This window comes from Aliidongia sp. (assembly GCF_035943795.1).
GTDB lineage: Bacteria > Pseudomonadota > Alphaproteobacteria > ATCC43930 > CGMCC-115725 > Aliidongia.
In genome coordinates this window covers 51725-69530 of the sequence record NZ_DASZBY010000100.1, presented here as the reverse complement: position 1 = coordinate 69530, position 17806 = coordinate 51725, and the positions used below count along the sequence as shown (strand labels likewise).

At 68.0% G+C, this 17806-nt stretch carries 19 protein-coding genes; 15 read left to right on the top strand and 4 right to left on the bottom strand.

Annotated features, from left to right (window positions below):
• Nucleotides 1-54 precede the first annotated feature (54 nt).
• Nucleotides 55-1032, top strand: coding sequence for a transcriptional regulator GcvA (gcvA, locus tag VGV37_RS18935; protein WP_326881300.1), 978 nt, complete (start codon nucleotides 55-57; stop codon nucleotides 1030-1032).
• Here gcvA and VGV37_RS18930 read toward each other — a convergent pair.
• Nucleotides 933-1409 carry a cytochrome c gene (locus VGV37_RS18930; RefSeq protein WP_326881299.1) on the bottom strand — a complete coding sequence of 159 codons (477 nt, stop codon included), beginning with the start codon at nucleotides 1407-1409 and terminating at the stop codon, nucleotides 933-935. The two genes, gcvA and VGV37_RS18930, sit on opposite strands and share 100 nt — an antisense overlap.
• A gap of 76 nt (nucleotides 1410-1485) precedes the next feature.
• Nucleotides 1486-2523, bottom strand: a complete 1038-nt coding sequence (epmA, locus tag VGV37_RS18925; RefSeq protein WP_326881298.1) for an EF-P lysine aminoacylase EpmA — start codon at nucleotides 2521-2523, stop codon at nucleotides 1486-1488.
• A 151-nt stretch (nucleotides 2524-2674) separates the two neighbouring features.
• On the opposite strand from epmA, the gene efp reads away from it, so the two are divergent.
• The 4 genes from efp to VGV37_RS18905 all read left to right on the top strand — a co-directional run bounded on the left by efp (nucleotide 2675) and on the right by VGV37_RS18905 (nucleotide 6357).
• Nucleotides 2675-3241 (top strand): elongation factor P, encoded by a 567-nt coding sequence (gene efp / locus VGV37_RS18920; RefSeq protein WP_326881297.1) that lies wholly within the window; start codon nucleotides 2675-2677, stop codon nucleotides 3239-3241.
• A gap of 4 nt (nucleotides 3242-3245) precedes the next feature.
• A complete protein-coding gene (locus VGV37_RS18915; protein ID WP_326881296.1) occupies nucleotides 3246-4043 on the top strand; it encodes an inositol monophosphatase family protein in 798 nt (265 codons plus the stop codon).
• A gap of 160 nt (nucleotides 4044-4203) precedes the next feature.
• A complete protein-coding gene (locus VGV37_RS18910; protein WP_326881295.1) occupies nucleotides 4204-5349 on the top strand; it encodes a flagellar motor protein MotA in 1146 nt (381 codons plus the stop codon).
• 3 nt (nucleotides 5350-5352) lie between these two features.
• Nucleotides 5353-6357 carry a peptidoglycan -binding protein gene (locus tag VGV37_RS18905; RefSeq protein ID WP_326881294.1) on the top strand — a complete coding sequence of 335 codons (1005 nt, stop codon included), beginning with the start codon at nucleotides 5353-5355 and terminating at the stop codon, nucleotides 6355-6357.
• A gap of 153 nt (nucleotides 6358-6510) precedes the next feature.
• Here the strand turns inward: VGV37_RS18905 and VGV37_RS18900 are convergent, their stop codons facing one another.
• A complete protein-coding gene (locus VGV37_RS18900; RefSeq protein ID WP_326881293.1) occupies nucleotides 6511-6738 on the bottom strand; it encodes a DUF1127 domain-containing protein in 228 nt (75 codons plus the stop codon).
• A 115-nt stretch (nucleotides 6739-6853) separates the two neighbouring features.
• On the opposite strand from VGV37_RS18900, the gene VGV37_RS18895 reads away from it, so the two are divergent.
• A complete protein-coding gene (locus tag VGV37_RS18895) occupies nucleotides 6854-7774 on the top strand; it encodes a transcriptional regulator GcvA (protein WP_326881292.1) in 921 nt (306 codons plus the stop codon).
• Here the strand turns inward: VGV37_RS18895 and mutY are convergent.
• Entirely contained in the window at nucleotides 7752-8849 is a 1098-nt protein-coding gene (gene mutY, locus VGV37_RS18890) for an A/G-specific adenine glycosylase (RefSeq protein ID WP_326881291.1), read from the bottom strand. The genes VGV37_RS18895 and mutY overlap by 23 nt on opposite strands.
• Nucleotides 8850-8870: 21 nt before the next feature.
• Here mutY and VGV37_RS18885 point away from each other — a divergent pair, with 21 nt between their 5' ends.
• From VGV37_RS18885 to cls, 9 genes are all read left to right on the top strand, one after another.
• Entirely contained in the window at nucleotides 8871-9362 is a 492-nt protein-coding gene (locus tag VGV37_RS18885; protein WP_326881290.1) for a DUF721 domain-containing protein, read from the top strand.
• Between the two features lie 27 nt (nucleotides 9363-9389).
• Nucleotides 9390-10013, top strand: a complete 624-nt coding sequence (locus VGV37_RS18880; RefSeq protein WP_326881289.1) for a DsbA family protein — start codon at nucleotides 9390-9392, stop codon at nucleotides 10011-10013.
• 25 nt (nucleotides 10014-10038) lie between these two features.
• Nucleotides 10039-13506, top strand: a complete 3468-nt coding sequence (smc, locus tag VGV37_RS18875; protein ID WP_326881288.1) for a chromosome segregation protein SMC — start codon at nucleotides 10039-10041, stop codon at nucleotides 13504-13506.
• Nucleotides 13507-13584: 78 nt separating this feature from the next.
• Nucleotides 13585-13995, top strand: a complete 411-nt coding sequence (locus tag VGV37_RS18870; RefSeq protein WP_326881287.1) for an AtpZ/AtpI family protein — start codon at nucleotides 13585-13587, stop codon at nucleotides 13993-13995.
• A gap of 27 nt (nucleotides 13996-14022) precedes the next feature.
• Nucleotides 14023-14748, top strand: a complete 726-nt coding sequence (locus tag VGV37_RS18865) for a F0F1 ATP synthase subunit A (protein ID WP_326881286.1) — start codon at nucleotides 14023-14025, stop codon at nucleotides 14746-14748.
• Nucleotides 14749-14850: 102 nt separating this feature from the next.
• On the top strand, nucleotides 14851-15075 hold the full coding sequence (locus VGV37_RS18860) for an ATP synthase subunit C family protein (protein WP_326881285.1): 225 nt from the start codon (nucleotides 14851-14853) through the stop codon (nucleotides 15073-15075).
• An 81-nt stretch (nucleotides 15076-15156) separates the two neighbouring features.
• Nucleotides 15157-15648: a F0F1 ATP synthase subunit B' gene (locus tag VGV37_RS18855; protein WP_326881284.1), complete on the top strand. Its 492-nt coding sequence runs from the start codon at nucleotides 15157-15159 to the stop codon at nucleotides 15646-15648.
• Entirely contained in the window at nucleotides 15648-16136 is a 489-nt protein-coding gene (locus VGV37_RS18850; protein ID WP_326881283.1) for a F0F1 ATP synthase subunit B, read from the top strand. Before VGV37_RS18855 ends, VGV37_RS18850 begins: the two co-directional genes overlap by 1 nt.
• A 125-nt stretch (nucleotides 16137-16261) precedes the next feature.
• Nucleotides 16262-17686, top strand: coding sequence for a cardiolipin synthase (gene cls / locus VGV37_RS18845; protein WP_326881282.1), 1425 nt, complete (start codon nucleotides 16262-16264; stop codon nucleotides 17684-17686).
• Nucleotides 17687-17806: the final 120 nt, after the last annotated feature.

Below are 17806 nucleotides of genomic sequence, written 5' to 3'. Positions count from 1 at the left end.
ACGTCACAAATGAGTAATATTGCGACTTCGTGTGATCTGCATTCATATGAACCGATGCGAAACCTGCCCCCGCTCAATGCTCTGCGCGCCTTCGAGGCTGCCGCGCGTCACCTGAGTTTCACCCGCGCCGCCGACGAGCTGCGCGTGACCCATGGTGCGGTCAGCCGGGCGGTCAGCGGGTTGGAGCAATGGCTGGGTTCTGCGCTGTTCCGGCGCTTCAACCGCCGGATCGAGCTGACCGACGCCGGCAGCCGCTACCTGGGCGAGATCGGCGCCTCGCTCGACCGGATCGCGCTGGCGAGCGAGCGCATCAAGGGCACCGGCGCGCGGCGCGTGCTACGGGTCAACAGTATCGCCACCTTCACCATCCGCTGGCTGATCCCGCGGCTTTCGAGCTTCCAGCAGCGTCATCCGACGATCGAGGTCCGGCTGACCACGTCGAGCGAGCCGCCGCAGCACCTGGGCGAAACCGCCGACGTGATCATCCGCGGCGGGCCGGACACGATCATGGGATTCCAATGCGGCCTGTTTCTCGACGAGGCGCGCCTGCCTGTGCTGTCGCCGTCGCTGCGCGCCCGGTTGCCGCTCGACCGGCCGGCGGATCTGGCCCGGCACACCCTGCTGCACACCGACAGCCTGCCGGCGCTGTGGCACGACTGGCTGCGCCTCGCCGGGGTGGGCGGCCTGGTGCCGGCGCAGGAGCTGACGCTCGAGCATTTCTATCTGACGATCCAGGCGGCGGTGGATGGCCTGGGCGTCGCCATCGGCCCGACGGCGCTGGTGGCGGACGAGATCGAAGCCGGCCGCCTGATGGCGCCCTTCCCCGCTCTCAGCCTGCCGGCACGCGGCTATTGCTGGTACCTGCCGACCGACAAGACCATCGATCCGGCCGCGATCGCCTTTCGCGATTGGCTCGTCGACGTTGGTGGGCGTCAGTCGAGCGGCGCGCGAAACTTTTCGTGGCACGCGCCGCAGCCGACACGGCCGACCGCTCCCAGCTCCGTGGCGGTTCCTGACCGGTCGCTACGCTGAATCGCGGCGACCAGGGCCTGGCTCTGGCCGGCGAGCCGTGCCGCCGTCGCGCGGAATCCTTCGTTGTCGCCCCAAATTTCGGGCTTGGCGTGAGTCTTCACCCCCGGCAGGTCGACAAGGCTGGTGCCCTCGGGAAACAAGGTGGGAAGCCGTTGGGCCGTATCGAAGATCGCTTGGGCCGCTTCGAGTGCCGCCGGACCATTATCCTCGCCATCGGCGAAACTCTTGATCAGGCGCACTTTCTTGGCGAAGCCCTGCATCGTTGCCTGGCGGTCCGCGACGATGGCGGCACCGCCGGACGTTTCGGCCAGGGCCGCGCCGAGAGAAAGACAGCTCATCGCCACCCAGGCGAACATGCGTACGGAAGGTTCAGGCATTCGATCATCCTCCTTTCAGGCGTCGAGACGGGGCGCCGGGTAAGTGGACTGCCGGCGACACGATCTTATGCCGGCCTCATTGTACCGGCGCCCACAGCACGTCGTCGATCTCGTCGGCATGGACCGCGAGCATGACCAGCCGATCCAGGCCGAGGGCACTGCCGGCCGAGGGCGGCATGCCGTGGGCGAGGGCATCGAGGAAATCCTCGTCGATCGGATAGCGCTCGCCGTAGAGCCGCTGCTTCAGCTCCATGTCGGCCTCGAAGCGGGCGCGCTGGGTCGCGGGATCGGTCAGTTCGCCGAACGCATTCGCCAGTTCGACACCGCAGGCATAGAGCTCGAACCGTTCGGCCAGGCGCGGATCCTCCGGCTTCGGCCGGGCGAGCGCCGCCATCGAGATCGGGTAGTCGGCGAGGAAGGTCGGCCGCCCCATGCCCAGGTGCGGCTCGATCCGGTCGAGCATGATGCGGAAGAACAGGTCTTCCCAGCTGTCGCCCTCGTGCGGCCTGATGCCCAGCGGGGCGGCCGCGGCGGCCAGCAGGGCCAGGTCTGGCGCGGCCGGATCGGGGGCGGTGGCGAGCAGGTCGATGCCGCAATGGCGCCGGAATGCTTCCGGCACGGTCAGCACCTCGAACGGCTGGAACGGGTCGGCCTCGTGTCCTTGCCACCGGAGCGTCTTTGCCCCCGCGATCTCGGCCGCGCGCCGGACCACCGCCTCGCAATCCGCCATCAGCGTCCGGTAGCCGTCATGCGCCCGGTACCATTCCAGCATGGTGAATTCCGGGCTGTGCCGCCCGGCACGTTCGCCATTGCGGAACACGTGGCCCATCTGGAAGATCCGGGGCAGGCCTGCCACCAGCAGCTTCTTCATGGTGAATTCGGGCGACGTGTGCAGATAGCGCGTGAGCCGTTCGCCCTCCGGCCGGACCAGCTCGGTCGCGAACGCGATCAGGTGGGGCTCGAGGCCGGGGCTGACCTGCAGCGCCGGCGTATCGACCTCGAGGAAGCCGCCGGCCGCGAACCAGGCCCTCAAGCCATCGACGATCCGGGCGCGTTTCTGCAGCAGCGGCAGGCGCCGGGCGAAGCGGTCCGGGTGCCACCAGGGCACGGTCATACGCCCACTGCCCGCGCCCGCCGGGTGGCTCCCCTGCCCGAGCCGCACGGCCTGCGAGGCGGTTCTGGCTTCCTTTGCCGCCCGGTTGCTGCTAGGACACGCGCCATTCTTTCCCCCATCTCATCCAAGTTTAGCGGACTATCGAGCAGCCATGAAGATCGGTGCCAACGAAATCAAGCCCGGTGTCGTCCTCCAGCTTGAGGGCAAGCTGTTCGTCGTGCTGAAGCGAGACACGGTTCAGCCCGGCAAGGGCGGCGCCTTCGCTGCGGTCGAAATGCGGGATCTCAAGACCGGCACGAAGACCATCGAGCGGTTTCGCACATCCGAGACGGTCGAGCGCGCGCACCTCGACGAGACCGAGATGCAGTTCCTGTTCATGGAAGGCGAGAACGCCACGTTCATGGACCAGGAGACCTACGAGCAGCACCAGATCCCTAAGGAACTGATCGGCGAGCCCGCCGATTTCCTGAAGGACGGCATGGTCGTCACCGTCAAGCTGTTCGAGGGCACGCCGCTGTCGTGCGACCTGCCGCAGACCGTGATCATGGAGCTGGTCGAGGCCGATCCGGTCGTCAAGGGTCAGACCGCCTCGTCGTCCTACAAGCCCGGCAAGCTGGAAAACGGCCGCCGCGTACTGATTCCGCCGCATATCGAGCAGGGCACCCGCATCGTCGTGAACACGGCGGACGGTACCTACCTCGAGCGGGCGAAGGACTGAGCCCATGGCGGTCCGTTCCGCCGTCATCAACGTCATGGCCGCAGCCGCCCGCAAGGCCGGCCGGGGGCTGATCCGCGACTTCGGCGAGGTCGAGAACCTGCAGGTCTCGCAGAAGGGTCCATCCGACTTCGTCTCGACCGCCGACCTCAAGGCCGAGAAGACGCTGCGGCAGGAGCTGGAGAAGGCCCGTCCCGGCTATGGCTTCATGATGGAAGAGAGCGCCGAGACGATCGGGGACGGCCATCATCGCTGGATCGTCGACCCGCTCGACGGCACGCTGAACTTCCTGCACGGCATCCCGCATTTCTGCATTTCGGTGGCCCTGGAGCGCGATGGCGAGATCGTCGCCGGCGTGGTCTACGAGCCGCTGAAGGACGAGGAATTCTGGGCTGAAAAAGGTTCAGGCGCCTTCGTCAGCGATCGGCGCATCCGTGTGTCGGGTCGCCGCGACCTGGGCCAGTCGGTCATCGGCACCGGCATGCCGTTCCGCGGCAAGGAAGCCCATCCGGGCTATGCCCGCACGCTGAACGCCGTCATGGCGGAGACCGCGGGCGTCCGCCGCATGGGCGCCGCCGCGCTGGACCTGGCCTATGTCGCCGCCGGTCGGTTCGACGGTTTCTGGGAATTCGGCCTGAAGCCCTGGGACATGGCGGCCGGCCTGCTGCTGGTCAAGGAAGCCGGCGGCTATTGCAGCGAGCCCGACGGCAGCGGCCACGACATGATGAAGACCGGCAACGTGCTGGCCGCCAACGACCACCTGCATCTGCCGCTGGGTCGGCTGATGCGTCAGGCGCTGAAGTAACTCACCACTATCGCATTGCGAGAAGTAGACGCAGGCGGGCTTTTGCCCGCCTGCGTCATTGTTCTGCCACAAGTCTGTCTGTACCCTCGCCGACGAATCGTCGCGCGAGGCGTTAGTCTTGGCGTCGAGACCTCGTCTCTCCCAGCAAACGGATCCGCCCGTGACTCGCCCGCAACGCTACCTTCTGCGCATGGCCCTGTTCGTGGTGATCGTCGCCGCGATCCTGGTGGCCCTTTCGCCGGCGCTGGCCCCCGCCTTCGAGGCGAACCTGCCGCTCAACAGCATCATCGCGGCGATCCTGGTGATCGGCATCTTCTACATCTTCCGCCAGGTGTGGATGCTCAACCCCGAGGTGGCGTGGATCGAGAATTTCCGCAAGAACGACCGGGCCGTGCTGTCGGGCGACCTGCCGCGGCTGATGTCGCCGATGGCCAACATGCTGGGCGAGCGCTCGGGCAAGCGCCTTTCCTTGTCGCCGGTCTCGATGCGCACTCTGCTGGACGGCATCGCGGCCCGGCTGGACGAACAGCGCGAAACCTCGCGCTACCTGATCGGCACGCTCGTGTTCATGGGCCTGCTCGGCACGTTCTACGGCCTGTTGCAGACGGTCCATTCCGTGGGCGGCGTGCTGGGCAGCCTGAGTGTCAGCGGCGGCGACGTCGGCAAGGCAATGGCCGATCTCAAGGGCAGCCTGCAGGCACCGTTGAACGGCATGGCCACCGCCTTCAGCTCGTCGCTGTTCGGCCTGTCCGGCTCGCTGATCCTGGGCTTCCTCGACCTGCAGGCCGGCCAGGCCCACAACCGCTTCTTCAACGATCTCGAGGAATGGCTGTCCAGCCTGACCCGGATCGGTGGTGCCGGCGTTTCGGCCGAGGGCGGCGAGCAATCGGTGCCGGCGTTCATCCAGGCGCTCCTGGAGCAGACCGCCGACAGCCTCGACAACCTGCAGCGCATCATGGCGCGGGGCGAGGAGAGCCGGGTTTCGGCCAACCAGGGCCTGCAGCAGCTGGGCGACCGGTTGTCGCTGATGACGGAGCAGATGCGGACGGAACAGAGCGTGCTGCTGCGCTTCGCCGAGACCCAGTCCGAGATGAAGCCGATCCTGGCCAAGCTGGCCGATGCGCGCGCCGGCGGCGGCAGCGTCGACGACGTCTCGCGCGGCTATCTGCGCAGCCTGGAGCAGAACGTCGGCAAGCTCGCCCACGAGCTCACGGTCGGCCGCGAGGCGACGGTGTCGGAGATCCGCACCGAGATCCGCCTGCTGGCCCGAACCATCGCCGCCCTGGCCGAAGAAGGCGAGCGCTAGGCGATGGCGCTGTCGCGGCGGTCGCGTCCGTCCTCCATCAACATCTGGCCGGGCTTCGTCGACGCGCTCGCCCAGTTGCTGATGGTGATCATCTTCATCCTGCTGGTCTTCACCGTCGGGCAATTCTACCTGTCTGGCGCCGTCAGCGACCGGGACCTGGAGATCAAGAAGCTGACCCAGCAGCTGAACCAGCTGACCGACATGCTGTCGCTGGAAAAGCGGGCGAGCGACGAGCTTCGGCTCAATATGGCGACCCTCGGCACCCAGGCACAACAGGCATCGCGCGACAAGGACGCCCTCGCCACCAAGCTGGCCCAGGCGAACGCCGATGCCCAGGCGCAGGCCCAGGACCTGGACAGGGCGCGCGACAAGCTCGCGGCCGGCGACGCGACGATCGCGACGCTCAACGCCAATGTCGTCGCACTGCGCCAGCAACTCGACGAACTGGCCAAGGCGCTCGACCTCGCCCAGGCACAGAACAAGGACCAGCAGGTCCAGATCGCAGACCTCGGCAGCAAGCTCAACCTGGCGCTCGCCGCAAAGGTCGAGGAACTGGCCAAGTATCGCTCCGAATTCTTCGGACGCCTGCGGCAGATCCTGGGCGACCGGCCCGACATCCGCGTGGTCGGCGACCGGTTCGTGTTCCAGTCCGAAGTGCTGTTCGACCCGGGCATGGCCGATTTCGAGGCGGGCGCGCGCCAGAAGCTGGAGCCGGTGGTGAGCGCGCTGAAGCAGATCGAGGCCGGCATTCCGCCGGGCATCAACTGGATCCTGGAAGTCGACGGCCATACCGATCCGCGGCCGATTTCCACGGCGCAATTCAAGTCGAACTGGGAATTGTCGACGGCCCGGGCCGTCTCCGTCGTGAAGTTCCTGATCGACCAGGGCATCCCGGCCGAACATCTGGCCGCCGCCGGCTTCGGCGAATGGCAGCCGCTGGAAAAGGGTAGCGGCGAAGACGCCTATCGCAAGAATCGCCGGATCGAGCTCAGACTGACCCAGCACTGAGCGGGCCGGCCGCTGGCGTGGACGGCCGCCGGCCCCGTGTCGAAAAAGAGTGCGCGAGCGCGCTTGCATGACATGGGGCGCTGTCCCGGGCATCGACCGTCGATGTCCCCCGTCCTATCTCACGCCAAAGCGCGCTCGGCTCGGCAAGCTCTATCACCGGCGCCAAAACGGCTTCTCGACCTCGCCTTCGGCGTCGAGACGACTGATCCCGATGTCATGGAGGACATGGTCGCTCGCCGCCGACAGCAGGCGCCGCTGCGCGGCCCGGTCACCCCAAGCGCCGATCGCGTCGAACATCCGAGTCGCGAAGCCGGCGACATGGTGGCTGGTCGTGCCCCGGGACAGCGCTGCGCTGCCGGCGGTCATCGTTAACTTCGTCATGATCTTCTCCTCATGAATGCGATCATCCATGAGGGAAAGATCGGCATTCAGACCCCGAGCGACAAACCAGTGTTTCTGATAGTATGGCTTAGCTGAGCTATGTCATGGAGCCCGCATGTCGCGCCGATTGCCCCCGTTGAACGCACTCCGCGCGTTCGAGGCCGCCGCCCGCCACCTCAGTTTTCTCAAGGCGGCCGAGGAGTTGCACGTCACCGCTGGTGCCGTCAGCCAGCAGATCAAGACGCTCGAAGATCATCTGGGTCTCAAACTATTTCGCCGGCAGCCGCGCGGCGTGCTGCTGACGGACGCGGGTCAGCTCTACGGCAAGCGCATCGGTGAACTGCTGGACCAGGTCGCGGTGGCGACCCGCGACCTGGCGCGCCAGAGCAGCGGACCGGTGCTGACCGTCACCACCATGCCCAGCTTCGCCGCCCGCTGGCTGATCCCGCGCCTTGGCGCCTTCGGCCGCATCCATCCGGGCATCGCCATCCGCACACTGGCCGACGACAAGCTCGCGACCTTCAAGGACGACGACGTCGACGTGGCGCTGCGCTTCGGCGCCGGCAAGTATCCGGGCCTGATCGCGGATTTCCTATTCCGTGAGGAAGTGTTTCCGGTCTGCAGTCCGCGGTTGCTCGACGGGCCGCTGCCCCTGCGCAGGCTGGCGGACCTGTCGGGCCACATCCTGCTGCATGACGAGCCGCATCCGGGCCTGCACGAACTGGAATGGAGCGAATGGCTGGCCAAGCAGGGTGTCCATCACATCGACGCCCGCCAGGGGCCGCGCTTCACCTATACCCATATGAGCCTCACCGCCGCGGCGATGGGCCAGGGCGTGGCGCTGGGCACCAGCGTGCTGTGCGCCGACGACCTGGAAAGCGGCCGGCTGGTCCGACCCTTTCCCAACAAGATCGTCGCCGACTTCGCCTATTACCTGGTGTTCCCGCCGGTGGCGCTCGACCGGCCGCTCGTCGTGGCGTTCCGGAACTGGCTGCTCGAAGTATCCGCAGCCTTCAGGGTGTCGGCGGCGGCTTGAGACCGGCCAAGGCATGCTTGACCAACTTCTTGACGACGGTCGGCAGGGCATGCTCGCCCAGCCGCTCGGGCCGGACCCACACGCCCGCGTCCGTCGTGTCCGTCGGCGTGCCGACCAGGATCGAGAGTTCCAGGTGGAAATGGGTGAAGGTATGCCCGACCGACCCGTTGAGCAGGCGCCACTCCGCCGTGACCGGGGCATGGGCCAGCGCATCGGTCGCGGCCCAGCGCGCCTCCACCCAGGGGGTCGAGGGCACCTCCATCAATCCGCCCAGCAGGCCTTCGGGCGCACGCTTGCGGATCAGGATCGCGCCGTCGGGACGGACTGCCCAGAACGCCACGCCGTGGCGCGTCGGCCGCGCCGCCTTCGCGCGCTTCAGCGGCAGCCGTTCCGCATCGCCGGCGCGGTGCGCGGCACAGGAGCGTTCCCACGGGCACAGCATGCAGCGCGGCTTGCGGGGTGTGCAGACCGTGGCGCCCAGGTCCATTACCGCCTGGGCATAGTCGCCCGGCCGCCGGCGGGGCGTCAGTTCGGCTGCATGGGCGCGCAGGATCGGTTTCGCGTCGGGCAGCGGCACCTCGACCCGGCGCAGCCGGGCCATGACGCGTTCGATATTGCCGTCGAGCACGGTCGCCGGCCGGTCGAACGCGATGGCCGCGATCGCCGCCGCGGTATAGGCGCCGATGCCCGGCAGGGCCAGCAGGCCCGCCTCGGTATCGGGAAACACGCCGCCATGCTGCCCGGCCACGGCCTTGGCGCAGGCATGGAGGTTGCGCGCTCGGGCGTAGTATCCGAGCCCTTGCCAGGCGTGCAACACCTGGTCGAGGTCGGCGGCCGCCAGATCCGCGACCGTCGGCCAGCGCGACAGGAAGTCGCGGAAGTAGGGTCCGACCGTTGCGACGGTGGTCTGCTGCAGCATAATCTCGCTCAGCCAGATGGCGTAGGGGTCAGACCCCCGACCCGGCTCGGCGCGCCAGGGCAGCACCCGGCGATGCCGGTCGTACCAGGCGAGCATGGCGGCGGCCAGATCGGGCGCATCCGATGCCGGCTGGACGGTCACGGACGGGTGGGACATGGGCGGCATAGGATCTCTGCCATGAAATCGATCGCGATCAGTGTGTCGAAGGTTGCGGCCCCGGTCCTGGGCCGGCGCGGCCTGGCGGAGGCCGAGATGATTCTGGGCTGGGCGGCCGTCGTCGGCGAGGATCTGGCGCGCGACACCCTGCCGATCAAACTCGCCTTCGGCAAGGGCGACCGCGTCGATGGCACGCTCCATCTCAAGGTGGTCTCGGCCGCCGCCCCCGAGGTACGCCATCGCGAGCCGCAGATCATCGAGCGCATCAACGGCTTCTTCGGCTATCGCGCGGTCGCCCACCTGAAACTGACCCAGGGCCCCCTGCCGAACGCGGCGATACCGTCGCCCAAGCCGCCCCGGCCGCTTGCCGCCGCCGAAACGACGGCACTTCACGACAGCCTGGACGGCATCTCGGATCCGGAATTGAAGGCGGCCCTCGAACGCTGGGGCCAGGCCGTGCTGGGCGATCAGCCGGCTTCGCGCCCGCTTGCACCCCATCGCAAATCTCGATAACCTCAATATCTAGTGTTGGAGACGTTAATGCACCGCATTCTGTTGATCGCGCTGGCCTCGTTCGCCACGCTGGCCCAGGCCCAGGCGGCCGCCCCCGCGACGCCGGTCGTGGAAGTGGCGGCGGCGCCGGCGATCCGGCCGGACGACGTGGTCCTGGGCAAGTCCGACGCCCCGATCACGGTCTTCGAATATGCCTCGCTCACCTGTCCCCATTGCGGCGATTTTTCGACCAAGACCTTTCCGCAAGTGAAGAAGGACTGGATCGATACCGGCAAGGTGCGCTGGGTCTATCGCGACTTCCCGTTCGACCCGGTCGCCCTCAAGGCGCACATCATCGCCCATTGCGGCGGGCCGGAGCGGTTCTACGGCTTCCTCGACGTGTTCTATGCCCAGCAGCGCAGCTGGTTCCGCAACAACCCGGACGAATCGGTCGCGGCGCTGACCCAGCTCACCAAGTTCGGCGGCGTGTCGGAAGCCCAGGTCAAGGCCTGCCTCAGCGACGACAAGCTGTCGAAGCTGGTCGTGACCAACCGCCAGTCCGGCGACGATGCCGGGGTCGATTCGACGCCGACCTTCTTCATCAACGGGTCGAAATCGACCGGCTTCAAGGAATACGACGAGTTCCAGAAGCTGCTCGCCGCCGCCTCCTGACCGATCGGGGAGGGTCCGGCCCGACTTGCAGTTCACCAAGCTTCGCCTTAGCGGCTTCAAGTCGTTCGTCGAACCCACCGAGCTTCTGATCGAAGCCGGGCTGACGGGTATCGTCGGCCCGAACGGCTGCGGCAAGTCCAACCTCGTCGAAGCGCTGCAATGGGTGATGGGCGAGACCTCCGCCCGGCGGCTCCGCGGCGGCGACATGGACGACGTCATCTTCGGCGGCACCACGACCAAGCCGGCGCGCAACGTGGCCTCGGTCGCAGTCCGGATGGACAACAGCGATCGCACCGCGCCGGCGATGCTGAACGACCAGGACGAGTTGGAGATCGAGCGCCGCATCGACCGCGGCAAGGGCTCGACATATCGGGTCAATGCCCGAGAGACCCGCGCCAAGGACGTGCAATTGCTGTTCGCCGACGCCTCTTCGGGCGCCGGCTCCTCCGCCCTGGTCGGCCAGGGCCGCATCGGCTGGCTGATCAATGCCAAGCCGAACGAGCGCCGCCTGCTGCTGGAGGAAGCCGCCGGTATCGGCGGATTGCAGTCGCGCCGGCACGAGGCCGAGCTGAAGCTATCCGCCGCCGAAACCAACCTCACGCGGCTCGACGACGTGGCTCAGTCGCTCGACGTCCAGATCGAGCGGCTGCGCAAGCAGGCGCGCCAGGCCGAACGCTACCGCCGCCTGTCCGACCAGATCCGCAAGGCCGAGGCGCTGGTGCTGCACCGGGCCTGGTGTGATCAGACCGCCCGGCTGGCCGCCGCTTCGACCCGGCTCGCCCAGGCCGAGGCCCGCGTGGCGGCCTCGACCGAGGCCGCCGAGACCGCTCAAGCCCAGCGGCTCGAAGCCCAGGAGGCCCTGCCCGGCCTGCGCCAGGCCGCCGCCGAGGCCCGTCACCAAGTCGAACGCCTGGCCGCGGGCCTGGCCTCGCTCGCCGCCGAGACGACCCGGATCGCTCAGGCGCTGCGCGACAACCAGCATCGCCTGGCCCTGCTCGACCAGGACATCCAGCGCGAGAAGCGGCTGGCGGCCGAAGCGCAATCGGCGCTGGCCCGGCTCCATGGCGAGCGCGACGGGCTCACGGCCCAGCAGGATGGCGAGGCCGACGAGCAGCAGAGCGCGTCGGAACTGGTGTTCGCCGCCAAGAACGCCGTCAGCCTCGCCGAGGGCGGCCTCAGCCAGGCGACGGCCCGGGCGGCCGCCCGCGAGGCCGAACGGGCCGCCCTGGTCCGCCGCATCGCGACGATCGAGGAGCGCCGGCTGCGCCTGAAGCGGCAATGGGCCGAGGCCGAGGCGAAGACGCGCGAACTCGACCTGCTCGCCATCGGCCCGGAACGGCTGGCCGAGGCCGCGACCGAGGTCGCCGAAGCCGAGGAGGCGCTCGCCGTCGCCCGCGAAATGGCCGAGATCGCTGAAGGCGCCATCGAAGTCGCCCAGGCGGCCGAAGCCGAGGCCCGCCAGCCGGTCCAGGCGGCCGAACGGCAGACGGTCAAGCTGAAGGCCGAGATCGAGGGCCTGCGCGCCGTTGTCGCGTCCGGCACGACCAAGGGCTTCGCGCCGGTGCTGGACCAGGTCCGGGTCGGCAAGGGCCTGGAGAAGGCGCTGGGCGCGGCCCTGGGCGACGATCTGTCGGCCGCGCTGGATGCCGGCGCCGCGATCCATTGGGCGAACCTGCCGGACGAGATCGACGCGTTCGCACCCCTGCCCGACGGTGCCGAGCCCTTCATCGCCTTCGTCGAGGCACCGGCGGCGCTCGCCCGCCGCCTGCGCCGGATCGGTCTCGTCGCCGACGCCGAGACCGGCCGGCGGCTGCAGCCGGGCCTGGCGCCCGGCCAGCGGCTCGCGACCCGCGACGGTGCCGTCTGGCGTTGGGACGGCCTGACCATCGCGGCCGGGGCGCCCAGCGCCGCCGCCACCCGTCTCGCCCAGCGCAACCATCTGGACGATCTGGAGGCCGAACGGGAAGGGGCGGCGGCCGAACTCGCGCGCCTGCAGGAGGTCCATCGCCATGCGGCCCGGGCGGTCGAGGCCGCCCAGGCTCAGGACCGGTCCGCCCGCGAGGCGGTGCGTGCCGCGACCCAGCGCATCGCGACCACGCGCAATGCCGAGGCCAACCTGGTCGCCCAGGCCAACGCCGCCGCGGCACGCCACCAGGCCGCGACCGAGGCCAAGGCGCGGCTGACCCAGGAACTGGCCGAAAGCGACGCCCAGTCCGATGAAGCCGAGAAGGAGCGCCAGGCCCTGCCCGATCCGGCGTTCGACCGGCAGGAGGTCGAGCGGCTGCGCGCCGAGGTCGGCCGGCTGCGTGCCGAGGAGAGCCTGCAGCAGCGCGAGCTGGACCGGCTGGTGCGCGACGCGCAGAACCGGCGCAACCGCCTCGCCTCGATCGAGATCGAGGCACGCGCCTGGATCGACCGGCTCGACGGCGCCGCGGTCCAGCAGGCCGAGTTGGATCAACGACGCGAACAGCTCGACACCGAGATCCGGCAATTGGCGATTCGGCCGGAAGAGCTGGCGGCCGAGCGGGACGAGCTGGAGCAGCAGATCGCCGAAGCCCGCGCGGCGGCCGAGACGATCGCGGCGGGCCTGCGCCATTCGGAGAGCGCCGCCGCCGATTCCGAACGCACCTTCGAGGCCGCGAACCGCAGCCTGGGCGAGGCGCGCGAAGACCGGGTCCGCGCCGAAGCCGGCTTCGAGCAGGCGACCGAGGCACTGGCCATGGCGACCCAACGGATCCAGGACGTGTTCGAGACTCTGCCGGCACAGTTGCCGGCCCTGGCCGAGATCCCGGAGCAACCGGGCGACGAGACGCCGGCCGAGCTCGAGGCACGGTTCGACCGGCTGAAGCGCGAGCGCGAGGCGATCGGCCCGGTCAACCTGATGGCCGAGACCGAGATGGCGCAACTCAGCGAGGAGTTGGAGACGATCCGCCGCGAATCGGCCGACCTGACCGCGGCGATCGCACGGCTGCGCCAAGCGATCCAGCAGTTGAACCGCGAGGGGCGCGAACGGTTGACCCAGGCGTTCGAGGCGGTGAACGCCCATTTCCAGGACCTGTTCGTGCGGCTGTTCGGCGGCGGCCGGGCTTATCTGGAGCTGGTCCAGCACGAGACCGATCCGCTGCAGGCCGGTCTCGAGATCATGGCGAGCCCGCCGGGCAAGAAGCTGCAGGTACTTTCGCTGCTGTCCGGCGGCGAGCGGGCGCTGACGGCGCTGGCGCTGGTCTTCGCCGTGTTCCTGACCAATCCGGCGCCGATCTGTGTGCTGGACGAGGTCGACGCCCCGCTCGACGACGCCAATGTCGAGCGCTTCGTCACCCTGGTGCGCGAGATCGGCCAGCGCACCGGAACGCGTTTCCTGATCATCACCCACCACCGGGTCTCGATGGCACGGATGGACCGGCTCTACGGCGTCACCATGGCCGAGAAGGGCGTCTCGCAGCTGGTTTCCGTCGAGCTGTCGACCGCCGACCGGCTGCGGCAGAGCGCCTGATCCCGGGATCGCCAAACCGAGCGAAAAACGAGGGCCGGCCGCGCGTTTCCGCCATGCGGCAGGCTGCGGCGTTTCGCCTTGACAGCCGGTTTTGGCAGCACCTATGTTCCGCCGCGTCTTTTTGGCCGAAAGGCTATTGGCTCCATGCCGAATTCTGACAAGCCGGACCCGCTCGAAGGGCTGGCGGCGCGCATCGCGGAAGCGAAGGGGCGTCGGCGGACTCGATCGGAAGAGGGCGGAAACCGGGACGAATCGACCGGCCGCTTCATGAGTATGGCGATGCGGATCGGTGTCGAGCTGGTGGCGGCCTTGGTCGTCGCCATGGGAGCGGGTTGGCTGCTGGATCGGTGGCTCGGCACGCGGCCGTGGCTGATGATCGTGTTTTTCTTTCTGGGCTCCGCGGCCGGCATCATGAATGTCTATCGCGCAGTCAACGGTCTGGGTCTGGCGGCTGGTTACAAGCGTCCGGACGAAGAGGGACGGGAATGATTCTGATCAATAGAGGTGGGCATCGCCGTGGCTGAGAGTCCGCTCGAACAGTTCAAGATCGAACGCATCGCCGAATTCCACATCGGCGGCTATGACGCGTCCTTCACCAACTCGTCGCTGCTGATGGTCATCGCCGTCGTGGCGATCACCGCCTTCCTGGTCCTGGGCAGCGCCAAGTCGGCGCTGGTGCCGGGGCGCTGGCAGTCGATGGCGGAGCTCGCCTACGAATTCATCGCAAACATGGTGCATGAGAACGCCGGCACCGCGGGGATGAAGTATTTCCCGTGGGTATTCACGATCTTCATGTTCGTGCTGTTCGGCAACGTGCTGGGCATGATCCCCTACAGCTTCACCTTCACCAGCCATATCGTGGTGACCTTCGCGCTCGCCGCGATGGTGTTCATCACCGTGACCCTGGTGGCGCTGTTCCGCCACGGGCTGCATTTCTTCAGCTTCTTCTTCCCCCACGGCGCGCCCGTCGCGATGGCGCCGCTGATCGTGCCGATCGAGATCCTGTCGTATCTCTCGCGCCCGATCAGCCTGTCGATCCGACTGTTCGCCAACATGATGGCCGGCCACACGATGCTGTTCGTGTTCGGCACCTTCACCGTGGCGCTGGGCGTGTTCGGCATCGCGCCGTTCGCGGTGAACGTGGCGCTCATCCTGTTCGAATTCCTGGTCGCGGTCCTGCAGGCTTACGTCTTCACGATCCTGACCTGCCTCTATCTCAAGGACGCGATCGAGCTCCACTAGGCTCGCGACCCCATCCTCGGGATCTCCAATCGGCGTCGATGGCCAAACAAGCCCCATCGGCGCCGGTTCCATGACAAACGACAAGCGTAAGAGGACTAAAAAATGGACGTTCAAGCCGCTCGGTATATTGGTGCAGGCCTCGCCGTCATCGCCCTGATGGGTGTGGGCGTCGGTATCGGCAACATCTTCGCCACGCTGATCAGCTCGGTTGCCCGCAACCCGGCATCGCGCAACCAGGTGTTCGGTATCGGCATTCTGGGCTTCGCGCTGACGGAAGCCGTGGCCCTGTTCGCCCTGCTGATCGCGTTCCTGATCCTCTTCGCATAAAGCATCTGTCGTTACGCCGGACGGTGAACGCGCCGTCCGGCGAACGGTGATGGACGAACCTGGATTTCCGGAGCGCCCGCCATGCCGCAACTCGACCCGACATCGTTTTCGCCGCAGCTGATCTGGCTGGCGATCACGTTCGTCGTTCTTTTCTTCCTGATGGCCAAGGTGGCCCTGCCGCGGGTCGGCGCTGCCATCGACCGCCGCAAGGTGCAGATCGACGGCGACCTCGACCGGGCGACCAAGCTCAAGGCCGAGATCGACATCGTCATCCAGGCCTATGAGCGGGCATTGGCCGAGGCGCGCACGCAAGCCAGCGCCACGGTCAATGAGACCAAGGAACGGCTGTCCGAGATCGCGTCCAAGCGCAGCCAGGCAGCGATCGCGGCCCTGGCCGAGAAGACCGCCACGGCCGAGGCGCGCATCGCCGCCGCCAAGACCGAGGCGCTGGCCAACGTCCGCACCATCGCCGTCGAGGCGGCCCGGGCCGCAACCTCGCGCCTGATCGGTGACGACATCGACGACACGCAGCTCGGTGCGACCGTCGACCAAGTGATGAAGGGCCGCGCCTGATGGAACTGTTCCACGACGTCGAGTTCTGGATCGCCCTCGCCTTCATCGTGGCGGTGGTGGTCCTGATCAAGAAGGCCGCGCCGGGCGTCACCGGCGGGCTCGATGCCCGTGCAGCCCGGATCCGCGACGAGATCGAGGAAGCCAAGCGCCTGCGCGCCGAGGCCGAGGCGACGCTCGCCGACTACCAACGCAAGCAGCGCGACGCCTTGGCCGAGGCGCAGAACATCGTCGCCCGCGCCAAGGAAGATGCGGAACGCATCGGCCGCGAGGCGGAAGCCGAGCTCGATGCCGCCCTGCGCCGCCGCGAGGCTTCGACCCTGGACAAGATCGCCCAGGCTGAAGCCAAGGCGTTGGCCGAGGTGCGCCATGTCGCGGTCGACGTCGCGATCGAGGCGACCCGCGTCCTGTTGCGCGAGACCCTGGACCAGGCCCGCGGCTCGAAGCTGATCGACGAAGCGATCGGGGAATTGCCGAAGCGGCTGCATTAGGCGCCCGCTTCCTCAAGGTCCTCCGGAAAAACCGCCCCGCGGCTCGTGCCTCGGGGCGGTTTTCTTTTGCAGATCATGGCATAAGGGGCCAGGTCTAACCGGCCTGGCTCCAAAGGAGGCGCCGCGTGCTCGAACAATTGAGTCATGTCGGCGGACAGGTGTTCGCCGAAACGCACCTGCTGCTGGCGGTGGCAGTGACCCTCCATGTGCTGCTGCGCAAGCGCGACATCGGCGGTTCCATCGGCTGGATCGGCATCGCCTGGCTGGCGCCGTTCCTGGGCTCCGTCCTCTATCTCGTGTTCGGCATCAACCGTGTCACCCGGCGCGCCCATCGGCTGCGCGCACGCCGGCCCTGGCGCGGCGCCGGCGGCCAGCCGGAACCGCAGATCGAGCGCACGGATCACCTGGCAGCACTCGACCGCACCGCCCGGCGCCTGACCCGCCGGCCGGCCGAAGGTGGCAACAGCATCGCGATGTTGCGGAACGGCGACGAGGCCTATCCGATGATGCTCGAGGCGATCGGCCAGGCCCGGACCAGCGTCGCCCTGTCGAGCTATATCTTCCGGGCCGACCTGGCCGGGATGGCGATGATCGAGGCCCTGATCGCGGCCCACCGGCGCGGCGTGGCGGTGCGGGTGCTGATCGACGGCTACGGCAGCGGCTATTTCTGGGCCGCGACCTACCGCCGGCTGCGCCGCGCCAAGGTTCCGGCCGCGCGCTTCCTGCATTCGCACCTGCCGTGGCGCATGCCCTTCATCAATCTTCGCACCCATAAGAAGATCCTGTGCATCGACGGGTATCTGGGCTTCACCGGCGGCCTCAACATCGGTGCCGAGAACCTGGTGGCAGCCGACCTCGGGTCGGACGAGCTGGTCCGCGACACGCATTTCCGCATCGAGGGGCCGGTCGTCGGCCAATTGACCGATGCGTTCGCCGAGGATTGGGTCTTCACGACCGGCGAGTCGCTGAGCGGCGAGACCTGGTTCCCGCCCCCGGTGGCGGCCGGCGCCGTGATCGCCCGCGTCGTGACCTCCGGTCCGGACCAGGACCTGGAGAAGATCGAATATCTGGCGCTGCAGGCCATCGCGTCGGCCGAGCGCTCGATCCGCATCATGACCCCCTATTTCCTGCCCGACGATCGCATGCTGACGGCACTCGGCCTGGCCGCGATCCGCGGCGTGCGGGTCGACATCATCGTGCCCCGGCGCAGCGATCATCGCCCGGTCGACTGGGCCTTCCGCGCCCAGATCGGCCCGCTGGCCGCGACCGGTGCCAAGATCTGGTTGAGCCCGCCGCCGTTCGAGCATTCCAAGCTGATGACGGTCGACGGGCTGTGGTGCCTGATCGGCAGCTCGAACTGGGACATGCGCAGCTTCCGCCTGAATTTCGAGCTGAACATGGAAGTCTACGACGCGGACCTGGCGGCCCGGCTCGACCAGTTCATGATCCGCGCCCAGCGCCGCCGCCTGTCCGCCCGCCGCCTCGCCAAACGCGCCCTGCCCTGGCGCCTGCGCGATGCCGCGGCGAGGCTGATGCTGCCCTATCTTTGAGGATGTCGCCTTGAGGCCTCCGGCCCGCGCGATACTCATCCGACACACCGGCGGCACCAATCATTGGTGGTGTGAAACCAACGGTTCGCAGTTTGTCGCGCCCGTGCCACGCTCTTGCCC